This is a genomic window from Flavobacterium sp. LC2016-23, assembly GCF_009674775.1.
Lineage (GTDB): Bacteria > Bacteroidota > Bacteroidia > Flavobacteriales > Flavobacteriaceae > Flavobacterium.
This window is the reverse complement of the sequence record NZ_WKKE01000017.1, coordinates 115,942-138,877: the sequence shown is the minus strand read 5'-3', so window position 1 is coordinate 138,877 and position 22,936 is coordinate 115,942. Positions and strand designations below refer to the sequence as shown.

Sequence of the window (22,936 nt, the reverse complement as noted above, 5' to 3'; positions counted from 1 at the left end):
TGAGCCTTATAGAACTGGGGAATTCTATGAATTGATATAAAAAATAATTCAATATTAATAGAAAGTTGATTAGTCAATCTGTTAATTTGTCTGATTAGAAGTAAATTCTAAAAATTGAATACATAATCTATAACATCTAATTTAAAATGAGAACATAGCAATATATTTCGTTATCAAAACTAATGACTGGGTTTTGGCAACAAAAATGAAAAATTAATGTAATGTTGGAATTTAGAAAACAAATCTGTTCTTAAACTAAAATTCAATTTTGGAATAAATTCTGTTTTTTTTAAAATCAAAAGATTTAAAGCTAAAATAATTAGGAGACTTAAAACAAATTTGAAGAGAGTATTTGTCAATTCCATAAGCAAATCAATTAAGTTATTAAAAATTTTAAACTTTAAAGGGTTTTAGAAGGAAAATCAAAAATGAGGTTTCTTTATTATTAGAAAAAAGGTGGCAAAATCACTTCCTTTATAAATGTTTATAGAAAAAACCTAAAAACCATTTTGTTTAACTTTCTTTTACTAAAATTAATTAAAATTAAAATATAAAACAAACCTAAAATTCCTATTTTTTTGAATTGGCTTAAATTTAAGAACAAGAAAAAACAGCTCACGCTTAGAAATTACTGACGTTTCACACTTAAAATGAGATAGTTATATATATCACATTTTTTTTAACTATTTTTTGTGAAATATACAAAAAGTAAGTTTAATACTACTTTTAAGCTTTTAGATCTGTATTTTTGTTAACATAAAAGCGATATTTGAAAAGTAAAACTTACAGAATTAATCGGAAAGTTAAAATGCTTAGTTATTCGAAAAAAACACGTAGAAATACGGGTAAAAAAAAATAAAAAAGATTAAACAAAAGTTAAAACATTAAACAAAAGGTAAATAATTAAACATCAACACTTTGAATTTTTATTTTAATCATTTCCAAATTATCAGGATTCTATAATTGTATTAATTTGTTTAAACAGTTGTCCGTCGCTTAAAAAAGCACCTTGCTGAATTAATTCAAAAATAGAAGCATTGCGATCTTCAGTAAATACCTTTTTTCCGACCTTCATTTCTATTGTTTCTGTAAACATATTATCACTCAGCCACTGCAAACCTTCCTGCGTCAGGAAATCAGTTTCAGGAACCAATGATTTTAAAACAATAGACTGCACGTGAGTCTCAAAACATTGAAATAAGAAAATATGGTTTTTAGAAAAATGCTCCAAAAATTCTGCCCTGGACAAAACACCTTCCCAGATCAAATCCGAAAAAATATCCAGTTCCTGTTCTGCGACTTCAGGTTTATTTTCTTTTATAGCAACCCACTCTGCCTTATCAATTGCCTGAGTTGCGAGAAAACTGGAAAATTCTGCATGTAATTCGTCAAATTGTTCTTTTGTTAATCTTGCGTATTTCATTATTATTTTTTCAAATTAAACCTCTATGCAGCTTTATAAGTGTTTAGATTTTAAACAAAAAAAAAGCCCCCTCAAATGAGGGGGCAAATTTACGATATCTTTATGCGATTAGAAAATATATCTGATACCAAATTGCATCTGCCATCTTGAATTTAAACTGGCATCATAACTAAAGGTTTTTGTCTGTGTATTGGTAAAGGTATACGTTGGTGTATTTCCAACAACCGTAACTCCTATTGGCTGAACACTGGTAGGAACCTGAACCACTCCCCAATCAGAATTAATCAGGTTTCCAACATTTAAAATATCAATACTAAACTGTATGGTATTCTTTTTTTCTGAAGCAGATGAAAATTTAAAGTTATAATCCTGTAAAAGTTTTAAATCCCATTTTCCTCTCCACGGAGAAATTGCCCCGTAGCGCTCAGCATACTGACCTCTTCTGTCTCTTAAATAATCATCCTGTTCAATAAATTTATTAAAAGCCTGCCCTTGTGCCGCTCCTCCTGTAAAAGTCATTAACCCGATTTCAGCCGCTGTAGGCACATATATCAAATCATTTACAGCAGATCCGTCATTATTGATATCACCTCCGTACGTATAACTAAAACGACCTCCTCTGGCATATTCGAAGAAAGTAGAAATTGTCGTGGCCCATTTATCCTTACCGTATTTCCATTTTTTTGAACCCACACCAATGAAACGGTTATTGTCTCCGTATTTAGAATTAGAAAGCACATCTTTATTTACATTACCCAAAGCAGGATTAAAAGCAAAGGCATCCCCGGTAATCTCCGCTTCTATGGAATTCACATCTTTAGATACTAAATAGTTATAGGCCAAACTTGCATATAAACCATTTTCAAAAGTTTTCTGGATTTTAACCGAACTATTAAAAGCAAATCCTTTATCTGAATTAGTCATGACATACGCATTATTTGCGCCTTTGTCAGCAGCTGTATAGATGAGTCTGTTATCTACACCTCCCAGAGTCCCCGTTGGATCTTTTAAACCCCAGTTTTGCACATGAACACCATTAATATCTTTATTATACGACATGTCAATAGTCAGGATATAATTGCTTTCAAATTTATGATCATATCCTAAACTGCTTCTCCAGACTTGCGGCCATTTATAATCCGGATCCATAATCTGAAAAAAGCTGTCATCGGCACCACTTACCTGATTGCCTAACCAAACAAAAGGAATTCTTCCTGTAAAAACTCCCGACCCGCCTCGAAGCTGTGATGTCGCATTACCACTGGCATCCCAGTTAAAACCGATTCTTGGTGACCACAAAATTTTATTGCTGGGCAGGTTGGTAGAAATTAATTTTACAGCTTTACCTGTTTCAGGATCATAATAATCTACATTATTATCTCTTTTTGCTCCGCCATTATTAGTGTCTATATATTTCTGAATCAGATCTGCAGTATTAAAATACAAAGGTTTATCTGCTCTTAAACCTACTGATAATTTGAAGTTATCTGTAATACTCCAGTCATCCTGTGCATAAAACGCCCACTGCCCCACATTTAATTCTGCCAGCTTCCAGCCATTATCTGCACCAACAGCATTATTGTTTTTAGAATTATAAGTATCTATTGCATTCTGCATATTCTGAGCTACTGAACTGGATGCAAATGGTAAAGCGGCGTCTGCTAAAAAGTCTGCTACGCTTGCATAAGGCCTGAAAGTTCCATAATAAGGAACAGGATCAGTATTCCCACGAAATTTATCGTAACCTGCTAAGTTAAAAGAATTTTCGAAATTAAATTTTTCAAAAGAGGTACCAAAAGTAAAGGCATGGCTGCCTACTGTATACGTCAGATTATCCGTGATCTGAATTACTTTCTGTTTCAGTGTATTATTGATCGAAAAAGGCTCGTGACCGGCAATAATATAATTCGAGCCCGCACCGTCCTGTATATTAATTACCGGAGCAGGAGATGAAAAGGGATCTCTGTAATCATTAAAATACGTATAACCTGCCTGTAGTTTATTGGAAACAGATTCACTAAATTTTGAATTTAACTCCAATAAAAAAGAGCTCAGTTTATTATTAATCTGGTATCCGGCATTCTGAAACTGAAGAATGGAAGCATTTGGCCCCCTGAACCCTAAGGCGGTAGGATGAGCGGGTTTATCTTTAGAAGCATCCAGAAAATTATAAATCACCGCTAATTTATGATTATCATTGATGTTCCAGTCCAGTTTTACAATTCCTTTTGTAGAATTCGAATTGTGCACAAAGCCCTGATACGCTCCCGGATTATAATTAAAATTATTACCATTCGCATCTTTTAAATTCGTTAAAGCATTTGACACTGCAATCAAATCAGATTCCAACACTCTTGATTCGTTGATTCCGGTAACCCCATCATTATTATTCGCTACGAAGTTAGATCCTAGATCGCTTCTTTTATCGATTTCAAAATTTCCAAAAATGAATAATTTATCTTTCACAATAGGGGCTCCCAAACTGAATCCTGCCTGGGTTTGTTCTAAAGACGGTACAAATATTTTTTCACCTTTTATTTTACTTCCTGTCAAATCCTGGTTTCTGTAAAACACATAGGCAGTTCCATGAAATTCGTTACTCCCTGACTTTGTTACCGCATTTACAGAAGCTCCTGTAAAACCCGACAGAGTAACATCGTAAGGAGCGGTTGCTACCTGAATCTGGTCGATTGCATCCAATGAAATGGGCTGAGAACCTGTTTGCCCGCCGGGAGTTGCCGCATCTAATCCGAATGGATTATTAAAAATAGCCCCGTTTAAGGAGTAATTATTGTACTGGTCATTTCTTCCACCAAACGAACCACCACTGGCTGTTGGCTCTAAACGGGTGAAATCTTCAGCTGATCTTGAAATAGTAGGCAAAGCAGTCAGCTCTCTTCTGCCAATTGTAGTTTCGGCACCGGTTCTTCCACTTTGAAAAACTTTATTTTTGGAAACTACTTTAACTTCTTCCAAAGTCTGGCTTTCATTCGCTAAAATAACATCCAGATTAAAGACCTTTCCTAAATCCAGATAAACATCATTATATTCCTGATTTTGATACCCCACAAAAGTCACAATAATTTTATAAGGTCCGCCAATTCTCATATTCAAAATATTAAATCTTCCGTCTTCATTGGAGAGAGAAGAATATTTTGAACCAGTCGGAGTATGAACGGCCAGGATAGTCGCTCCCGGCAAAAGTTCGTTGCCCGAACTTTTTACAATACCCTTAATACTCGATGTTGTGGTTTGGCCTATACTTACGGTAAGACCAAAGACACAGAACAATAATGCAAAGATTTTTTTCATTTTCCTGGTTTTGAGTGAGTTATTTCCCTCAAAATTAGGCAAAAAAAAATCACTCCGTGGAGTGATTTTTATATTTTATTAACAAAAAGTTAACAATCTGTTATTTCTCTGCAATAATTTCGTAAGGCAATTCAACGATAACATCTCTGTGTAAACGGATGTTAGCTGTATATTTTCCAGTACGTTTTACGATACCGCTAGTGATGAATTTTCTATCAATAGCGTTACCTGATTTTTCTAAAGCTTCAGCAATGTCGATGTTTGTGATAGAACCAAAAAGTTTCTCTCCACCAGCTTTTGCACTAAGTTTAATTTCAAGAGCTTTAAGAGTCTCCGCTAATGCTTTAGCATCAGCCACAACTTTAGCTTCTTTGTGCGCTCTTTGTTTTAGGTTTTCAGCCAAAACTTTTTTAGCAGAAGGAGTTGCTAAAGCAGCAAAACCCTGAGGTATTAAAAAGTTACGTCCGTAACCAGCTTTTACAGTAACTACATCATCTTTAAATCCTAGATTCTGTACGTCTTGTTTTAAAATAAGTTCCATGTTGTTGTCCTTATATTTGAGAAGTTAGGTTCCATCTTACCGGAAACCAACAACTGTTGTTTAATATTATTTTAATAAATCGGCCACGTATGGCATTAAAGCTAAATGACGTGCTCTTTTTACAGCTACAGACACTTTTCTTTGGTATTTCAATGAAGTTCCTGTTAAACGACGAGGAAGAATTTTTCCTTGCTCATTAACGAATTTCAATAAGAAATCAGCATCTTTATAATCGATGTATTTGATTCCTGATTTTTTGAAACGACAATACTTTTTAGTTTTGTTAGTTTCAATGTTTAAAGGCGTTAAATATCTGATATCTCCGTCTTTTTTTCCTTTTGCAGATTGCTCTATTGTAGACATAATAATTAAGCTTTAGTAGATTTTAATTTGGCTCTTCTTCTTTCAGCCCATGAGATAGCATGTTTGTCTAAACTTACAGTTAAGAAACGCATAACTCTCTCGTCACGTCTAAATTCAGTCTCAAAAGCAATTAGGACTTCTCCTGCTACTTTGTACTCAAACAAGTGATAAAAACCACTTTTCTTGTTTTGGATTTCGTAAGCCATCTTTTTTAGGCCCCAATCCTCTTTTGATACCATTTCAGCTCCTCTGCTAGTAAGAAATTCTTCAAATTTCGTTACTGTTTCCTTCACCTGAACCTCAGATAAAACGGGATTTAAAATGAAAACAGTTTCATAATGATTCATAAATACAATATTTATTTGTTAAAATTGGGTGCAAAAGTAGTGAATATATTTATATCTGCAACACTTTTTTACGTTTATTCGTCGTAAAATGAAAAATAAACCTCATGTTTAGTTTTTTTCCTAAAAAAATTAATATATTTACTACTGCTATCCTGAAATTTATTCTAAATTTAAATGTTATGAAACTAAACTGTGTTGTTGTGGATGATAGTTCTATACAAAGGACAATTATTGCAAAATTAGTCAATAATCACCCAGGTTTGCATTTAATCGGTGACTTTTCGAACGCAATTGAAGCGAAAAGCTGTATCTCTCTTAATAATATCGACTTAATATTTCTTGATATAGAAATGCCCGTTATCAATGGTTTTGACTTCCTTGACGGACTAAAATCCAAACCTCAGATCATTTTTATTACTTCCAAAGCCGAATATGCTTTAAAAGCATTTGATTATGATGCTACCGATTATCTTCAAAAACCTATCGCTGTCGATCGCTTCAACGCTTCGGTCAAAAGAGCAGTTGATATGCATTTACTCAAAAAAGAAGTAAAAGAAGAAGAAGGCGAACATATTTTCATTAAAAGCAACCTTAAAAAACTTAAAATTTTCACTGCAAAAATCAAATGGATAGAAGCTTTTGGAGATTATGTAAGAGTGGTTACCGAAGATGACAGTAATCTGGTCCTTTCTACTATGAAATCTTTCGAAAATGATTTATCGAAAGACAAATTTATTCGCGTACACAAATCCTACATTATCAATATTGATAAGGTAGAACGTTTTAATAGTAAATTTGCTGAAATCGGTATTACAAAGATTCCTTTAAGCAGAAATAAAAAAGAAGATCTCGTGAAAGCACTTTCTACCTCATCTTAATTTTAATAAAAATCTACGTTTATTATAACTTTTATAGCTCTGTACTGCGCAACAGCTTCAAAACTATTCAACATTTTCTGAATAGTTTTTTTTGTACCTCCAAGTGGCAGGTTTTGAGGAATCTTAATTAAGATCGTACGTATATACTCATTTCGTATTCTGCTTATAGCCGGCTCTTCAGGTCCCAGTACCGGCATATTCAGGTTCTGACTCAGCACCTGATACAACCACATCGAACCTTCTTTGAGTTTATCAAAATCACGGTGCTTTAAAGTCAGTTTAATAATCCTGAAATAAGGAGGGTATTTATAGATCTGGCGATCGTACAATTGCTCCTTATACATACCTGCATAATTATTGGTTGTTACCTGTTGAATGGTATTGTGGTTGGGATTATAAGTCTGAATGACCACTTTGCCTTGTTTTTCGGCTCTTCCTGCTCTCCCCGCTACCTGTGTCATCATCTGAAAACTGCGCTCGAAAGCCCTGAAGTCAGGGTGATGCAGCATATTATCGGCATTCATGATTCCGACCAGGCTCACATTGTCAAAATCCAGGCCTTTGGCAAGCATTTGTGTTCCTACCAGAATATCTATTTCGCGATTTTTAAACGAATCAATAATCTTTTCGAAACCAAATTTACCACGGGTGGTATCCTGATCCATTCTGCCGGTTTTGGCTTTCGGAAATAGAGCGAGTAATTCCTGCTCAATCTGTTCTGTCCCGAAGCCTTTTGTAGTCAGGTCAATACTGGAACAACTATGGCAATGCGTAGGTTTTGCAATCGCATAACCACAATAATGGCAACGCAACTGGTTTTTATGTTTGTGAAAAGTCAGACTCACATCGCACTGCTGGCAATGCGGAACGTGACCACAAGTCATACATTCAATCACAGGAGAATATCCGCGTCTGTTTTGAAACAAAATTACCTGTTCGCCCAATTGTAATGCCTCGGCAATTTCTTCGATCAGGAGATCGCTAAAATGCCCTGTCATTCTTTTTCTGAAATGTTTGTCTTTCAGATCAACCAGAACAATTTCCGGCATACGGACATTATTATAACGCTCCATAATGGATACCAGGCCGTATTTGTCGGTTTGTGTGTTAAAGTACGTTTCGATACTGGGGGTTGCTGATCCTAAAAGTACTTTCGCCTGATGAAAATTAGCCAAAACTACCGCTGAATCCCTGGCATGATAACGTGGTGCGGGATCGGTCTGCTTAAAAGTCTGCTCGTGTTCTTCGTCTACAATCAATAGACCTAAGTCGGCGAAAGGCAGAAAAAGTGCTGACCTTGCTCCTATTATAATCTGGGCTTTATCTGCATTCCCGAGTGTTTGTTTCCACACTTCCACTCTTTCATTATTACTGTATTTCGAATGAAAGACAGCGATTTTATCTCCAAAATGAAATCGTAAACGGGATACCAGTTGTGTAGTCAGTGCAATTTCGGGCAGCAAATAAAGGATTTGCTTTCCGGTAGCCAGATATTCTTCAATTAATTTGATATAAATTTCCGTTTTTCCGCTTGACGTTACACCATGAAGCAGACAAACTTCTTTTTCTAAAAAGCTTTCTTTAATTTCAGTAAAAGCTTTTTCCTGGGCTTCACTTAGCTGTAATTTTTTTTCTGAGGCTTGTCCTTCAAAATTAACCCGATCCTGCTGCAGCAAATATTCTTCTAGAATTTCTTTTTCTACCAATGCTTTTACAGCTGCTGACGAGGACTGCGAAGCTTCTACAATTTTCTTAACCGTGATGGGCTTTTTTTCTGAAGCGCTTAACTGAAAATAAGCCAGCACTATTTCTTTTTGCTTATTGGCATTTTTAAGGGCTTCTAATAATTGCCCTAACCCCTCATCTGTTTCATATTTACTGTGCAATTTTACATATCGCACCAGTTTTGGCTTGTAACTTTCTTTAATTTCTTCTTCTAAAACAATAATGTCTTTTGACATTAACTTTTGAAGAATCGGAAGAATATTTTTTTTATTTAAAATAGAAGCAATTTCACCAACCTTAAGTGAACTTTGGTGCTGTAGTGCTTCATAAATTAAGAATTCATCATCAGAAAGTTCAGAATCATTTACCACTGTATCGGGTTTATGCGAAATAATGGTTTCACTTTCCAGCAATAATCCGGTTGGAAAAGCACCACGATACACGTCGCCTATGCCACACATATAATAATTAGCAATCCAAAGCCAGTGTTTGATCTGAATCTCGGTTGCAATCGGTTTTTCATCTAAAATCTGGTGAATTTCTTTTGCCTCGTATAATGTCGGAGCATTCTCGTGTGTCTCTATTACAAGCGCTGTATAAATTTTGTTTTTACCAAATGGCACAGCCACCCGCATTCCTTTTTTAATAAAATGGAATTCAGCCTCAGAAACGCGATAAGTAAAGGTTTTAGAAAGTGAAAGAGGTAGAACGACTTCGACAAAAAACATGTAATTATTTTATATGATTTGCAAAATTACTTTTTTCCTGACGGTTTATTCAAATAATCTTCCACCAATTTTAAAGTATGATTCAGGGATCCTGTATCAGTCCAGTCTTCGTGACCCGGAATTATATACACCGGATTTTTAAATTTGGCCTGTACTTTTTTAATCGATTTTTTCCATTCTTTTACATCAGAATTCGCGAGATAACCTAAGTCTGTCGCACTGGCGCTTTTTATAAAACAGGCACCGTATAGGACTTTTTCTTTACCAAACCACACCACTATATTATCAGGTGCATGTCCTTTTCCCGGATAATACACTTCAAATTTATATTGCCCGACGGTAAAGATGCTGTCATTTGGCAGGATAAATGCTGCTCTTGGTTTGTTTTCTTTCTGTAAAATTTCGTCTGTACCTTTTCCCGTATAGGTTTTAATTCCTTTTTGTTTATAGAATGCGATCCCACCTGCCCTGTCGTCATGAGAATGCGTTGCAAAACACATAATGACCTCTTTTTTATGTTTGGCTTTTATACTGTCTAATAAGGGCTGAAATTGCGTTTCATCCCAGGGCGCATCAAACAGTACGACACCTTTGTCCGTAACCAGATACATGGCATTGGCAGAAATCAGGGTTCCGTTATAATCATGAAAAGTTTTATAAACATAAAAGTCACCGGTTAGATGACTTATGGGTAATGGGTTATTCTTAGCTTGTCCGAAACTAATTGACAATGCGGATAAGAACAAGAATATCGATAGTAGTTTTCGCATGTGGAACGAATCAGAAAGAAATTAATTTTTTACTCTGGTCCAGTATTGGGTTCTTCCCATTATGGCAACACCAACATAACCGCGAAGTTTTAGTTTATCAGCAGAATCTAATGTAATATAACATTTGTATTTTTTACCATTTGTAGGATCCAGAATACTTCCGCCATTATATTCATCACCGTCTTTTTTAAGACCGTTAATAATAATCATTCCTAAAATTGGCTTGTTCTTTTCTGCTCCGCTGCACTTTGAACAGATATCTTTTTTATGGTCGGCACGAAGTATTTCTACCACTTTACCGTATACTTTTCCTGATTTCTCATAAACTTCCACAATTGATTTGGCTTCACCTGTCTCATCATCAATAGTTTTCCACTTTCCAATGACACTCTGACTCTGAATTGTGTTTAAGGTTAGAAAAAGCACTCCAATGGTTAACATCCAATTTTTCATAATATTATTTATTTTTTTGTTTTAATTTTCTGACAGTGGCATTCAGTTCAAACCCCAAAAGCAGAATCATACAGTTTATCCAAATATAAAACATTAGAATTAATAATGTCCCAATTGAACCATAAAGTTCATTATATTTTGAGAATTTTATAACCCAAATCCCAAAAAAGAACGAAGATATAACAATTAATACCGTCGTAAAAACAGATCCAATACTGATAAAAGGTACTTTATTGTACTGTCTTGTACCATAACGCAATAATATTGAAGATGTTATAAGAATCATCAAGATAACGAAGGCATAACGTCCTAATATGATCAGCGGAATGCGGTCACTCAGTACATCCTGAATGATTGTTTTCTGAATAAAAACCTCAAAAACTACAATCGTTGCCACTGTTACAAACAGTATAATGGTCATAAGAAGCGAAATGGCCAGCGCCACTAGATACTGACTGAAGAAACCTCTTTTATCAAACACATGTTTTGACGATTCGAAGCCACTTAAAATTCCGTTAATACCGTTTGCCATCAAAAAAATAGAAAGCAAAAAACCCGAAGACAACAAACCGGAGTGACTATTATTTAAAATATCACTGATAATTTTACTGATCGCATCATAGGTATTGGGAGGAACACCCTGCTGCACAAACTGCAGGAAATCAGCCTGAAATCCTTCAATTGGAATAAAAGGAATTAAGTTTAAAATAAATAATGCAAAAGGAAACAGCGCCATAAAAAAACTGAATGAAACCGCACTGGCATGATAAGAAAAAGCGCCTTCCAGAATTCCTAAAGTGTACAATTCCAGTAAATCGTATAGCGAAAACCCCTCTAACCAGGGCAATTTTATTCTCTTAAAAACCCCAACTACAGAACGTAATACCGGAATTTTCTCGATCCGGTCTTCTATTTCTTTAGACATAGTTATTATTTTAGATTTTTGGATTCTTAGATTTTGGATTCTTAGATTTTAGATTTTAGATTTTCAACTCACGACTCATAACCCACAACTCATAACTCAAAACTTTACTAAAATGCCTTCAAACTCAAATCCATATTGTACACAGAGTGTGTCAAAGCACCGGATGAAATATAATTTACGCCACATAACCCATATTCACGAATAGTTTTTTCGTTGATATTTCCGGAAGATTCTGTCTGGCATTTAGTGCCGATTAATTTTACGGCCGTTTTAGTGTCTTCGTAATTGAAGTTGTCAATCAGGATTCTGTGAACACCGTCGCTGAGCAGAATTTCACGGATTTCATCTAAATTTCGGGCTTCTACAATAATTTTCAGATCTAAATTGTTGGCTTTCAAATACGCTTTGGTTTTCTTGATGGCAAGCGTGATTCCGCCAGCGAAATCTATATGATTGTCTTTTAGCATCACCATATCGTAAAGTGCAAAACGGTGATTTTCGCCGCCGCCTATTTTCACCGCCCATTTTTCGGCAGCCCTGAAATTTGGAGTTGTTTTACGTGTATCTAATATTTTGGCACCCGTTCCTTCTAAAAGCTGTACATACTGGTTTGTTTTAGTGGCAATAGCAGACATGCGCTGCATCGTATTCAAAACAACTCTCTCTGCTTTCAGGATCGACTGGGAACTGCCTGAAACTTCAAAAACAACTTCCCCATATTCTACGTGTGTACCGTCTTCTATAAATGTTTTAACTTTTAAAGCAGGATCTACATATTCAAAAATCATTTTTGCAAGTGCCACACCTGCAATAATTCCCTGATCTTTTACCAATAATTTAGCCTGGCCGTGCGCCGATTCAGGGATACAGGCCAACGAACTGTAATCGCCTGTACCAACATCTTCTCTAATGGCATTGCTAATCAATAGTTGTAGTTCCGTTTGAAATTGTAACTGGCTAATCATTTTTTAGAATTTTATAAGATGCTAAAGTAGGACATATTTTGTGGATTTGAAAGTTGAACGAAGGGGAAAAGTTTTTTTAACACCTCAAATACTCCTTTTTTTTCACCACTAACAAACTGATTTTCAAAAAGAATAAAGCTTAATTTTTCTTATTCTCTTACTGGTTTATTTTTTTTTCTTCTTTGGTTACTGCGAATTAAGAACATTAAATATCTTTGAGGTTCATTCAAACAAAATCATGGGATTAATTAAAGATATTTACTCGTTGCCTTTTTACGAAAAATTCAGTCACGCTGTAGCTGAAGTACATCCGGCATTTCAGAAACAAAAATTTATAGATACTATTTATGAAGGTGATTTTGCCCAAAAAGAATGGAAAGACCGAATGAAACATACCACTGTTGTTTTGCATCAGTTCATGCCTGAGAATTTTCCGGAAGCGGTTTCGTTAATCGATAAAATCATTGAAAACCTGAAAAAAAATCAATTTACAGAAGGAAACCTGGCGTTTATTTTCTTTGCCGATTACATCGAAATGTACGGTCTGGATGACTTCAAAACTTCGGCTACAGCCTTTGTCTCAATTACTCAGTTTATCAGCTGTGAATTTGCCGTCCGCCCTTTCATTTTAAAATATAAAGAAAAAATGATCGAAGAAATGGTAAAGTGGTCGCTGCACCAAAACCATCATGTACGAAGGCTGGCCAGCGAAGGAAGCCGTCCGAGGTTACCATGGGCAATGGCAATTCCGTACTTAAAAAAAGACCCCGCTTCTATCCTGCCTATTTTAGAAAATCTTAAAAATGATCCCTCCGAATACGTACGCCGAAGCGTTGCCAATAACCTCAATGATATTGCCAAAGACAATCCTCAGACGGTTCTGGAGATCGCAGCTCAATGGAAAGGCTTCAGCAAAGAAACAGACGCAATTATCAAACATGGCTCCAGGACTTTACTGAAACAGGGACATCCCGAAATCCTGAGTCATTATGGCCTGGAAAGTTCGAATATTGAACTTTCTGATTTTGAAATCACAACTCCGGTTGTAAAAACCGGGGAAGCTTTACAATTTCAGTTTCATTTAAGAAACCTCAACAAGGAACCTAAAACAGTCCGTTTGGAATATGCTGTGTATTACAAGAAAGCTAAAGGCCATCTGGCTAAAAAAGTCTTCAAAATAAGCGAGAAAACCTATCAGCCGGATCAATTCGTAAAAGTCGAACGAAGCCAGTCTTTCAGAATCATTACCACCCGCGTTTTTCATACCGGAATTCATGAATTGTCGATTATCATAAACGGAACAGAAAGCGAACCGCTGCGCTTTGAACTGATCTAACTGAAGAAGAATCCTCATCATAAAAATTAAGAATATTATAATTTTAACATAAACCATTTATCCTTATCTTTACTCCCGTGAAATGGATTAACCTCATATTATCAGTTTATTTAATCGTGCTGTCGTCTTTGCCCTGTGCAGATTCGTTACAAAGTGATTCGATAGCGCATACCAAAGAAACGGTATCGAAAACTGAAAGTACCTCTCACGATAAGGAGTCAGACCTTTGCCCTCCTTTTTGTACTTGTAATTGTTGTGCCGCACAAGTACTCAACACCACTCCGGTTATTGCGTGGTCTTTTGATGAAAGTACGCCTCTTATCAAAAAACCTTTATCCTCGTATCACTCCGTTTTTACTTCTAATTTTTACGGAAGTATCTGGCAGCCGCCCCAAATAGTATAATGAATCCCGAATAATTTCGGGTAAATGTGTTGTGGATTTACCACAAAAAAACAGGCGTATTCCGTCTGATTTCTCATTCATTATATTCAAAAAATGCTCGATAAAATTATACAATTCAGTATAAAGAATAAATTCATTATACTCTTACTGACCCTGATACTAATCGCCTGGGGAAGTTATTCGCTTAAAAATTTACCGTTAGACGCACTTCCTGATATTACCAACAATCAGGTGCAGATTATCACTACAGCACCAACATTAGCCAGTCAGGAAGTAGAACAATTGATCACGTATCCGCTGGAACAGGCGGTAAAAACGATTCCAAAAGTAATCGAACTCCGAAGTATATCCCGTTTTGGATTGTCGGTTGTTACGGTTGTTTTTGAAGAAAATGCCGATACCTACTGGGCTCGCGAACAAGTTTTTCAGCGGTTAAAACAAGCCGAAGAAAACATTCCAAAATATGCCGGGACACCGGAATTAGCTCCGATTACCACCGGTTTAGGTGAAATCTACCAATACGATGTGTATGCCAAAAAAGGCTATGAAAACAAATACAATGCAACCAGTTTAAGAACCATTCAGGACTGGATCATTGTGCCTCAGTTACAGGGTGTGAAAGGTGTTGCTGAAGTAAGTACCTGGGGAGGAAGTGTCAAACAATACGAAATTGCCGTCGATCCCAACCGCCTAAACAGCTCCGGAGTAACTATTACGGAGATCTTTGATGCCCTCGAAAAAAACAACCAGAACACGGGCGGGGCTTATATCGAAAAAGATGAATTTGCGTATTTCATCCGCGGTGTCGGTATGGCTTCCGGAATAAAGGATATTGGCAACATCGTTGTTAAAAACCGAAACGCAACTCCTATTTTAATTCGCGATGTCGCCACCGTACAAGCCGGAAATGCCATTCGTTTCGGGGCAACCACCAAAGACGGAAAAGGAGAAATCGTGGGTGGCTTAACCTTAATGCTCAAAGGAGAAAATTCGAAAGCCGTTGTCGAACGTGTGAAAGAAAAAATGATTCAGATCAACAAAATGCTGCCCGAAGGGGTTGTGGCCGAAGCCTTTATTGACAGAAGCAAACTGGTTGATAATGCCATCGGGACGGTGACCAAAAACCTGCTCGAAGGAGCTTTAATCGTAATTTTTGTCCTGATTTTATTTCTCGGAAATCTTCGCGCGGGATTAATTGTCGCTTCTGTCATTCCGCTGGCCATGCTTTTTGCCGTCATATTAATGAATGCTTTTGGCGTAAGCGGAAACTTAATGAGTCTGGGGGCAATCGACTTCGGAATCATCGTTGATGGGGCTGTCATTATCGTTGAAGCTACTATGCATCACCTGCAAAAGCTAAAAAACAAAACTACATTAACGCAGCCTGAAATGGATGAGGAAGTATATGCTTCGGCTTCCAAAATACGAAACAGTGCCGCGTTTGGAGAAATCATTATCCTGATTGTCTACCTGCCGATTCTGGCCCTGGTGGGAACCGAAGGAAAAATGTTTAAGCCAATGGCTATGACGGTTGGTTTTGCTGTAATGGGTGCGTTTGTCCTTTCGCTCACTTATGTGCCGATGATGAGTGCTTTATTTCTATCTAAAAATCCGGCACACAAAACCAATTTCAGTGACCGCATGATGGAATGGCTGGAGAAAATATACACTCCGTTTTTAGAAAAAGCACTGCGTTTCAAAAAAGTAGTTTTAGGAGTTGCTTTGTCTTTATTTGTTTTCGCAATTATCATTTTTCAAAATATGGGAGGCGAATTTATTCCAACCATAGAAGAAGGGGATTTGTCGATTAATGCCACCATCATGACCGGAAGTTCTCTGTCTCAAATGATCAAAACGACAACTGCGTATGAAAAAATGCTGAAAGCTAAATTTCCGGAAATTAAAACCATCGTGACGAAGATCGGAAGCGGTGAAATTCCAACCGATCCGATGCCTATAGAAAGCGGCGATTTAATTATTGTCCTGAAAGACAAAAAAGAATGGACGAGCGCTGATAACTGGGAAGATTTAGCCCATCTGATGAAAGCTGAAATGGAAAAAATCCCGGGGGCCAATATTGAAGTTTCACAACCCATCCAGATGCGTTTTAACGAATTAATGACGGGCAGCCGAAGTGATATCGCTATTAAAATATTTGGCGACAATCTGGACGTTCTCGAAAGAAAAGCGAGTGAACTCATTCAGAAAATCAATACCATTGAAGGTGTTGGTGATTTAAAAGCCGATAAAGTAACCGGATTGCCACAGATTACCATAAAGTACGATTACGATAAAATTGCACTGTATGGTTTAAATATTGAAGATTTAAATAAAATCATACGTTCCTCATTTGCCGGAGAAGCGGCCGGAAAAATCTATGAAGAAAACAAACGTTTTGATATTGTCGTTCGGATGAACAAGGAAAACCGAAACGATATTAATGACGTTAGTAATTTGTTTATTCCTTTACCTAACGGACAGCAGGTACCTCTTTCGCAGGTGGCCACTATCGATTACGAGCAGGGTCCTGTTCAGGTAAGCCGTGAAGACGGGAAACGCCGGATCACTATTGGCTTAAATGTCCGCGGACGTGATGTAAAAAGTGTGGTGGAGGAAATTCAGCAAAAACTGGATAAAAAATTCGAGCTTCCTGCAGGATATTATATTACGTACGGAGGTCAGTTCGAAAATCTCATCGAAGCCAACAAACGACTTTCTATTGCTTTGCCGATTGCCCTGAGCTTAATTTTAGTGCTGCTGTACTTCACATTCAAAAGCATTAAACAGGCCGCATTAATTTTTACTGCAATTCCGCTTTCCGCTATTGGAGGGGTATTTGCTTTGTGGCTGCGCGGAATGCCTTTCAGCATCTCGGCCGGAATTGGCTTTATCGCACTGTTTGGAATCGCAGTTCTCAACGGAATTGTTTTGATTTCGTATTTCAATCATTTAAAATCAGAAGGCATTGACAATCCGCTGGAACGCGTTTTAACAGGGACAAAAACCAGATTACGCCCGGTTTTAATGACCGCAGCAGTAGCTTCATTAGGTTTCCTGCCAATGGCTTTATCCACAAGCGGTGGTGCCGAAGTGCAGAAACCACTGGCCACGGTGGTAATTGGCGGTTTATTTTCAGCAACATTCCTGACGCTGATTGTTTTGCCTATCCTCTACTTATTGTCCGAAAAAAGAATTAAAATCAAATCAAAGACGATAAAACCCACAATAACGCTTATTGTATTGCTAATAAGTAGTTTCTCTTTTGCCCAAAACAGCCAGCCTGTTTCATTGGAAAAAGCATTGGAAATGGCGAAATCCAATAGTCTCAATTTAAAAATTGCCGATAAAGAAATAGAGAAACAAACCATCCTTAAAAAGACGGCTTTTCAGGCAGATCCTTTGCAGGTACAATACCAGGGCGGACAGTTCAATAGTGCTAATTATGACAGTAACGTTTCGGTACAGCAATATTTTCCCGTTGGAAAAATTACCAGAGCCAATCGGCAATTGCAGGAAGAGCTCGTCAAACTGGCCGAAAAGCGAAAAGCCATGTCTGAATATGAGATTGAAAAAGCCGTTACATTAGCCTATTATCAATATGGCTACGGCCTTTCTATTCAGAAACTAAACACCGAATTGCTGGATGTTTACGCTTTGTTTTTAAAAAATGCCGAGCTTCGTTTTAAGACCGGTGAAAGCGGGAATATCGAAGTCATCAGTGCCAAGGCAAAAGTGAAGGAGATTGAAACCCAAAAAGAGCAATTAGAATACGATCTGGCTATTTATCAAAAACAGCTGCAGTATTTTGTTCAGACCAGGGAAAACATTGTTCCTGATGCTTCGGCAGCTTCGCAATTTACAGTGACAAAAGATTCCAATACCTCCAAAGTCGAAAATTTAGCAGCTGATTATCACCAGCAACAAATTTCGGTCTATCAGAAAGAAGCAAATGTTTTTAAAGCACAACGGGCACCGAAAGTAGGTTTGGGCTATTTTGCACAAACCATTGATACCAGATCCCTGTTTCAGGGATTTACGGCCGGTTTGCAGATTCCGTTGTTTGGCAGCGTAAATACGGCTAAAGCCAAAGCAGCAGCCATAAACATTACCCAGTCAGAACTCGAGTTAGAGAAAACTAAATTCTCGCTGGAGCTGCAAAGGGAAGAATTGCAAAATGAATTTCAAAAACAGCAAAAAGGATTATCCTATTATCAAAAAGAAGGTTTGCAATATGCCGAGCAGATTATTACAACAGCCCAGAAAAGCTACGCCAATGGAGATATGAGCTATTGGACGTATATCAGTTTTTTAAATCAGGCCATTGATATAAAAAAGCAATATGCCGAAACGCTGCATACGTACAATCAGAGCGCCATTCGATTGCAATTCCCTTCCATTTCCACTAATTAATCGCCATTATCCATGAAAAATATAAAAAACACAAACAGCCGTTTCATCCCCCTGCTCTTTCCTATTGCCCTTTTCCTGTTCTTTTTAACTTCCTGTAATGAAAAAAAAGCGGAAGAAATTCACGAAGAAGAAGCATCGGAAAATGAAGTAAGCTTAACTGCCGTACAGTTTAAAACAGTTGGTATTCAGTTTGGAAGTGTCGAAAACAGGAACCTCAATACCATTATTAAAGCCAATGGATACACGACAGTTCCACCCCAGAATTCCGCCAAAATTGCGACACTGCTTGGCGGTACCGTTAAAGACATTTTAGTACTCGAAGGCACTTATGTCAACAAAGGCAAAGTGCTGGCGACCATTCAAAACCTCGAAGTGGTCGAAATGCTGGAAGATTATAAATCGGCTACAGCCAATATCGAGTATCTGCAATTGGAATACAACCGCCAGAAAACCTTATCGGATGAAAATGTAAATCCGCGAAAAACATTTCAGGAAGTAAAAGCCAAATTAGCGGTAGAAAGAGCCAAAGCACAGGCTGCAAAAAACAAATTACAGGCCCTTCATATCAGCCCGGGCAGCAACACCGCCCTGATTCCTATTGTATCGCCCATAAATGGCTACATCGGAAAAATTAATATTGCCAAAGGAGCATTTGCAGAAACCGGAATTCCGTTATTTGAAGTCACCGACAACAGTCAGATGCATCTGGATTTAAATGTGTACGAAAAAGATCTGGGTTCCATTTCAATCGGTCAGGAAGTCGATTTTATACTGACCAACCAATCGAATAAATCGATAAAAGGAAAAATATTCGGTATCAATAAATCGTTTTCCAATGAAAGCAAAACCGTGGCCGTTCACGCCAAAATAAATCCCGATGATGCCAAAGGACTGATCTCGGGAATGTACGTTTCTGCCAATATCAATCTCAATAATACGACAGTACCGGCACTTCCAAAAGCGGCTATTGTAAAAAACGGCGATAAATATTTTATCTTTATTAAAGAAACCGAACAACCTGAAAAAGAGAAAAAATCCGAATCTGCAGCAGAAGCTGAAGAAATACATTTTAAAGCCATTGAAGTGATTCCCGGCACTACTGATATGGGATTTACCGAAATAAAATTTGTAACTTCAATCCCTGATAATAGCAAAATTGTTACACAAGGTGCTTTTTACCTTTTATCTGCCCAAAAAGGCGGTGGAGAGCACACCCATTAATTTAAATTTATGATACATAGCGACGATACAGACTGCTGCGAAACCAAACAAAATACAGCAGTCCAAAAAAACAAAGCTGCCAGTTGCTGCTCAACTGACGATCACGGACATGACGATCACGACGGGCACGATCATTCAATAGGAAACCAGACTACTTTTCAGCTTTTTTTACCGGCAATAATCAGTTTTCTATTATTAATCATTGCCATTATTTTCGATAATTACCTGCCACAAACCTGGTTTACCGGATGGGTAAGGATCACCTGGTATGCGGTTGCGTATCTGCCTGTCGGCTTTCCTGTATTGAAAGAAGCGCTAGAAAGTGCCAGAGATGGTGCTTTCTTTTCTGAATTTTTACTGATGAGCATTGCCACAGTCGGTGCTTTTGCCATTGGCGAATATCCGGAAGGAGTCGCCGTAATGCTTTTTTACGCTATTGGTGAAACTTTCCAGACCCTGGCGGTAACACGTGCCAAAGCCAACATCAAAACATTATTAGACCAGCGTCCGGATGAAGTGACCATTCTGGAGAATAACCAGACCAAAATCATTAAAGCCACGGAGGCCCAAATTGGAGCTGTGATTCAATTAAAACCAGGCGAAAAACTAGGCCTCGACGGCGAACTGCTTTCAGAAACGGCTTCCTTTAATACCGCGGCTTTAACAGGAGAAAGTAAACCGGATACCAAAAATAAGGGCGAAAGTGTTCTGGCCGGAATGATCAATCTGAATTCCGTGACTGAGGTAAAAATTACAGCTTTATATACCGACAGTAAATTGTCGAAAATTCTGCAGATGGTTCAGGATGCTACCGCCAAAAAAGCACCAACAGAATTATTCATCCGAAAGTTTGCCAAAATATACACCCCAATTGTGGTGTACTCCGCCATCGCGATTTGTTTGCTTCCCTACTTTTTTGTGGATGAGTATGTTTTCAGAGACTGGCTGTATCGTGCTTTGGTATTTTTAGTAATCTCCTGCCCTTGTGCATTAGTGATCTCTATTCCGTTGGGTTATTTCGGTGGAATCGGAGCTGCCAGTAAAAATGGAATTCTGTTCAAAGGTTCGGGTTTTCTTGATATTATGGCAGCCATTCAGGTGGTCGTAATGGACAAAACCGGAACCTTGACCAAAGGTGTTTTTAAAGTTCAGAAAGTAGTAGCTGTTGGGATTTCCGAAGCGGATTTAATACAATATACAGCGGCACTCGAAACCAAATCAACACATCCTGTTGGCACTGCGATCATCGAATATGCCAATGGAACAGAGAAAGAAAACCTTGTGACAGCTGTAGAAGAAATCGCCGGTCATGGTCTGAAAGGCACCATTGACGGCAACGAAATTCTCGCCGGAAACACCAAATTACTGAAGAAATTCAATATTGAGTACGATTCGGAAATTGACAATACGCCTTTTACAATAGTCGTAGTGGCCATCAATCAAAAATATGCCGGTTATTTTCTCATAGCCGATGAAATCAAAGAAGATGCAAAGGATGCCATTCAGAGTTTACATCGCATAAACGTAAAAACAGTCATGCTTTCGGGAGACAAAACCGCCGTAGTAAACTCCGTCGCCAAAGCATTAAATATCGATGAAGCCTATGGCGATTTGCTGCCGGAAGATAAAGTCGCCAAAGTGACTGAATTGAAAAACAAAAACCTGAAAATTGCCTTTGTGGGCGATGGTGTTAATGATGCGCCCGTCGTGGCCCTTGCCCACGCCGGAATCGCGATGGGTGGTTTAGGAAGTGATGCCACGATAGAAACGGCAGATATTGTCATTCAGAACGATCAGCCAACCAAAATATATACTGCCATCAATATTGGAAAAAAAACCAAACAAATCGTCTGGCAGAATATTGGCCTCGCATTTGTCGTAAAAGCGGTAGTACTGATTCTTGGCGCCGGAGGTCTGGCAACGATGTGGGAAGCTGTTTTTGCAGATGTCGGAGTGGCGTTACTAGCGATCTTAAATGCCGTAAGAATACAACGAATGAAATTTTAAATCCTGAAAATCTGTGGCTACTATTTTAGCCACAGATTAAAAGATTCGCGCAGATTTTTGCATAAAGTCAAATAAAACCCAGTGAAAAATTCGTGAAATTCGTGAAATTCGTGGCAAACTGTTCTAATCCGTATAATCCGCTAAATCCGTGACTAAAAAACAGTAAAACAATTTTCTTAACCTAAATTAAGTTATAGCTTTCCACTACAACTGTAATTTTGTTTTCAACTAAATAAACCATACCATGTCAAACATCAGCTTAATTATTGAAGAACGTGCCGCCAATATCGGTAATTTTATGGTGGGGAGATTATTGCCCTTCCGTGAAAAAAGAGCTGTCGGACCATTTGTATTTATTGATCATATGGGACCGGCGCAGTTAAACCAATACCAGAATATGGATGTCCCGCCCCACCCGCATATCGGACTTTCCACCTTAACTTTTTTGTTTGAAGGGAGCATCATGCACCGCGACAGTCTGGGAACCGAATTGGAAATAAAACCGGGAGCCGTAAACTGGATGACGGCAGGAAAAGGAATCGTTCACTCTGAAAGAACACCTGAATATTTAAGACATTCTGACAAAATGCTTCATGGATTGCAGATCTGGGTGGCGCTTCCAAAAGAATTAGAGCAAATGGATCCGAATTTTGCACATGTGGAAGCCGATGATATTCCGGCCTGGGAAGAAAACGGCGTTTCTTATAAATTAATCGCCGGAGAAGCTTTCGGAAAAAAATCACCTGTTCCCGTTTATAGTCCGTTGTATTTTATTGAAATTAAAAGTGAAACCACCCAAAAAATAAACATCGGAAAAGATTTATTTGGCGAAAGCGGATTGTATATTCTGGAAGGAAGCATCAAAAGCGGCGAACATGTTTACGATCCGAAACAAATCCTGATTACCAACGACAGTACATTGTGTGAGTTTGAAATTACGGCCAATTCAACCGTTTATATTTTTGGAGGAACGCCTTTCCCGGAAGAACATTTTATCTTTTGGAATTTTGTTTCTTCGGATAAAGAATTAATCGAAAAAGCCAAAAAAGACTGGACCGCACAAACTTTCCCGAAAGTTCCGGGTGAAACCGAATTTGTACCTTTACCTGAACCAAGAATTAAATAAAT

Annotated in this window: 17 protein-coding genes; 7 read left to right on the top strand and 10 right to left on the bottom strand. The window is 37.7% G+C overall.

Annotated elements, in window-relative coordinates:
* Positions 1-949 precede the first annotated feature (949 nt).
* The 5 genes from GJU43_RS15680 to rpsF all read right to left on the bottom strand — a co-directional run bounded on the left by GJU43_RS15680 (position 950) and on the right by rpsF (position 5,986).
* On the bottom strand, positions 950-1,423 hold the full coding sequence (locus GJU43_RS15680; RefSeq protein WP_154341734.1) for a DUF6495 family protein: 474 nt from the start codon (positions 1,421-1,423) through the stop codon (positions 950-952).
* A gap of 108 nt (positions 1,424-1,531) precedes the next feature.
* Positions 1,532-4,735, bottom strand: coding sequence for a TonB-dependent receptor (locus GJU43_RS15675; RefSeq protein ID WP_154341733.1), 3,204 nt, complete (start codon positions 4,733-4,735; stop codon positions 1,532-1,534).
* A 100-nt stretch (positions 4,736-4,835) separates the two neighbouring features.
* The gene (gene rplI / locus GJU43_RS15670) at positions 4,836-5,276 is read right to left on the bottom strand and encodes a 50S ribosomal protein L9 (protein WP_154341731.1); all 441 of its coding nucleotides are present in this window, start codon (positions 5,274-5,276) and stop codon (positions 4,836-4,838) included.
* 66 nt (positions 5,277-5,342) lie between these two features.
* Entirely contained in the window at positions 5,343-5,639 is a 297-nt protein-coding gene (rpsR, locus tag GJU43_RS15665) for a 30S ribosomal protein S18 (protein ID WP_002987043.1), read from the bottom strand.
* 5 nt (positions 5,640-5,644) lie between these two features.
* Complete coding sequence (gene rpsF, locus GJU43_RS15660) at positions 5,645-5,986, bottom strand: 30S ribosomal protein S6 (RefSeq protein WP_059118879.1); 342 nt, start codon at positions 5,984-5,986, stop codon at positions 5,645-5,647.
* A 179-nt stretch (positions 5,987-6,165) separates the two neighbouring features.
* On the opposite strand from rpsF, the gene GJU43_RS15655 reads away from it, so the two are divergent.
* Positions 6,166-6,864 carry a LytTR family DNA-binding domain-containing protein gene (locus tag GJU43_RS15655; RefSeq protein WP_127337513.1) on the top strand — a complete coding sequence of 233 codons (699 nt, stop codon included), beginning with the start codon at positions 6,166-6,168 and terminating at the stop codon, positions 6,862-6,864.
* Between the two features lie 2 nt (positions 6,865-6,866).
* On the opposite strand, the gene priA is transcribed toward GJU43_RS15655, so the two are convergent.
* The 5 genes from priA to nadC all read right to left on the bottom strand — a co-directional run bounded on the left by priA (position 6,867) and on the right by nadC (position 12,430).
* Positions 6,867-9,317: a primosomal protein N' gene (gene priA, locus GJU43_RS15650; protein WP_154341729.1), complete on the bottom strand. Its 2,451-nt coding sequence runs from the start codon at positions 9,315-9,317 to the stop codon at positions 6,867-6,869.
* 26 nt (positions 9,318-9,343) lie between these two features.
* The gene (gene bla-B1-FLAV, locus GJU43_RS15645) at positions 9,344-10,087 is read right to left on the bottom strand and encodes a subclass B1 metallo-beta-lactamase (RefSeq protein ID WP_154341727.1); all 744 of its coding nucleotides are present in this window, start codon (positions 10,085-10,087) and stop codon (positions 9,344-9,346) included.
* 21 nt (positions 10,088-10,108) lie between these two features.
* Positions 10,109-10,540 carry a DUF2147 domain-containing protein gene (locus GJU43_RS15640; protein WP_154341725.1) on the bottom strand — a complete coding sequence of 144 codons (432 nt, stop codon included), beginning with the start codon at positions 10,538-10,540 and terminating at the stop codon, positions 10,109-10,111.
* A gap of 4 nt (positions 10,541-10,544) precedes the next feature.
* A complete protein-coding gene (locus tag GJU43_RS15635; protein WP_154341723.1) occupies positions 10,545-11,465 on the bottom strand; it encodes a YihY/virulence factor BrkB family protein in 921 nt (306 codons plus the stop codon).
* A 107-nt stretch (positions 11,466-11,572) separates the two neighbouring features.
* Positions 11,573-12,430 (bottom strand): carboxylating nicotinate-nucleotide diphosphorylase, encoded by an 858-nt coding sequence (nadC, locus tag GJU43_RS15630; protein ID WP_154341721.1) that lies wholly within the window; start codon positions 12,428-12,430, stop codon positions 11,573-11,575.
* A gap of 238 nt (positions 12,431-12,668) precedes the next feature.
* Here nadC and GJU43_RS15625 point away from each other — a divergent pair, with 238 nt between their 5' ends.
* The 6 genes from GJU43_RS15625 to GJU43_RS15600 all read left to right on the top strand — a co-directional run bounded on the left by GJU43_RS15625 (position 12,669) and on the right by GJU43_RS15600 (position 22,934).
* Positions 12,669-13,766 carry a DNA alkylation repair protein gene (locus GJU43_RS15625; protein WP_154341720.1) on the top strand — a complete coding sequence of 366 codons (1,098 nt, stop codon included), beginning with the start codon at positions 12,669-12,671 and terminating at the stop codon, positions 13,764-13,766.
* A gap of 77 nt (positions 13,767-13,843) precedes the next feature.
* On the top strand, positions 13,844-14,170 hold the full coding sequence (locus tag GJU43_RS15620) for a DUF6660 family protein (RefSeq protein ID WP_370455649.1): 327 nt from the start codon (positions 13,844-13,846) through the stop codon (positions 14,168-14,170).
* 93 nt (positions 14,171-14,263) lie between these two features.
* Positions 14,264-18,580, top strand: a complete 4,317-nt coding sequence (locus GJU43_RS15615) for a CusA/CzcA family heavy metal efflux RND transporter (protein ID WP_154341718.1) — start codon at positions 14,264-14,266, stop codon at positions 18,578-18,580.
* Positions 18,581-18,592: 12 nt separating this feature from the next.
* Positions 18,593-19,801: an efflux RND transporter periplasmic adaptor subunit gene (locus GJU43_RS15610; protein ID WP_154341716.1), complete on the top strand. Its 1,209-nt coding sequence runs from the start codon at positions 18,593-18,595 to the stop codon at positions 19,799-19,801.
* A gap of 9 nt (positions 19,802-19,810) precedes the next feature.
* On the top strand, positions 19,811-21,808 hold the full coding sequence (locus GJU43_RS15605) for a heavy metal translocating P-type ATPase (RefSeq protein ID WP_154341714.1): 1,998 nt from the start codon (positions 19,811-19,813) through the stop codon (positions 21,806-21,808).
* Between the two features lie 244 nt (positions 21,809-22,052).
* A complete protein-coding gene (locus GJU43_RS15600; protein ID WP_154341712.1) occupies positions 22,053-22,934 on the top strand; it encodes a pirin family protein in 882 nt (293 codons plus the stop codon).
* Positions 22,935-22,936: the final 2 nt, after the last annotated feature.

What these genes read in the sequence shown, in the direction of transcription:
- GJU43_RS15680 (WP_154341734.1), bottom strand. Translation starts at nt 1,423, where the DNA reads ATGAAATACGCAAGATTAACAAAAGAACAATTTGACGAATTACATGCA.
- GJU43_RS15675 (WP_154341733.1), bottom strand. Translation starts at nt 4,735, where the DNA reads ATGAAAAAAATCTTTGCATTATTGTTCTGTGTCTTTGGTCTTACCGTA.
- rplI (WP_154341731.1), bottom strand. Translation starts at nt 5,276, where the DNA reads ATGGAACTTATTTTAAAACAAGACGTACAGAATCTAGGATTTAAAGAT.
- rpsR (WP_002987043.1), bottom strand. Translation starts at nt 5,639, where the DNA reads ATGTCTACAATAGAGCAATCTGCAAAAGGAAAAAAAGACGGAGATATC.
- rpsF (WP_059118879.1), bottom strand. Translation starts at nt 5,986, where the DNA reads ATGAATCATTATGAAACTGTTTTCATTTTAAATCCCGTTTTATCTGAG.
- GJU43_RS15655 (WP_127337513.1), top strand. Translation starts at nt 6,166, where the DNA reads ATGAAACTAAACTGTGTTGTTGTGGATGATAGTTCTATACAAAGGACA.
- priA (WP_154341729.1), bottom strand. Translation starts at nt 9,317, where the DNA reads ATGTTTTTTGTCGAAGTCGTTCTACCTCTTTCACTTTCTAAAACCTTT.
- bla-B1-FLAV (WP_154341727.1), bottom strand. Translation starts at nt 10,087, where the DNA reads ATGCGAAAACTACTATCGATATTCTTGTTCTTATCCGCATTGTCAATT.
- GJU43_RS15640 (WP_154341725.1), bottom strand. Translation starts at nt 10,540, where the DNA reads ATGAAAAATTGGATGTTAACCATTGGAGTGCTTTTTCTAACCTTAAAC.
- GJU43_RS15635 (WP_154341723.1), bottom strand. Translation starts at nt 11,465, where the DNA reads ATGTCTAAAGAAATAGAAGACCGGATCGAGAAAATTCCGGTATTACGT.
- nadC (WP_154341721.1), bottom strand. Translation starts at nt 12,430, where the DNA reads ATGATTAGCCAGTTACAATTTCAAACGGAACTACAACTATTGATTAGC.
- GJU43_RS15625 (WP_154341720.1), top strand. Translation starts at nt 12,669, where the DNA reads ATGGGATTAATTAAAGATATTTACTCGTTGCCTTTTTACGAAAAATTC.
- GJU43_RS15615 (WP_154341718.1), top strand. Translation starts at nt 14,264, where the DNA reads ATGCTCGATAAAATTATACAATTCAGTATAAAGAATAAATTCATTATA.
- GJU43_RS15610 (WP_154341716.1), top strand. Translation starts at nt 18,593, where the DNA reads ATGAAAAATATAAAAAACACAAACAGCCGTTTCATCCCCCTGCTCTTT.
- GJU43_RS15605 (WP_154341714.1), top strand. Translation starts at nt 19,811, where the DNA reads ATGATACATAGCGACGATACAGACTGCTGCGAAACCAAACAAAATACA.
- GJU43_RS15600 (WP_154341712.1), top strand. Translation starts at nt 22,053, where the DNA reads ATGTCAAACATCAGCTTAATTATTGAAGAACGTGCCGCCAATATCGGT.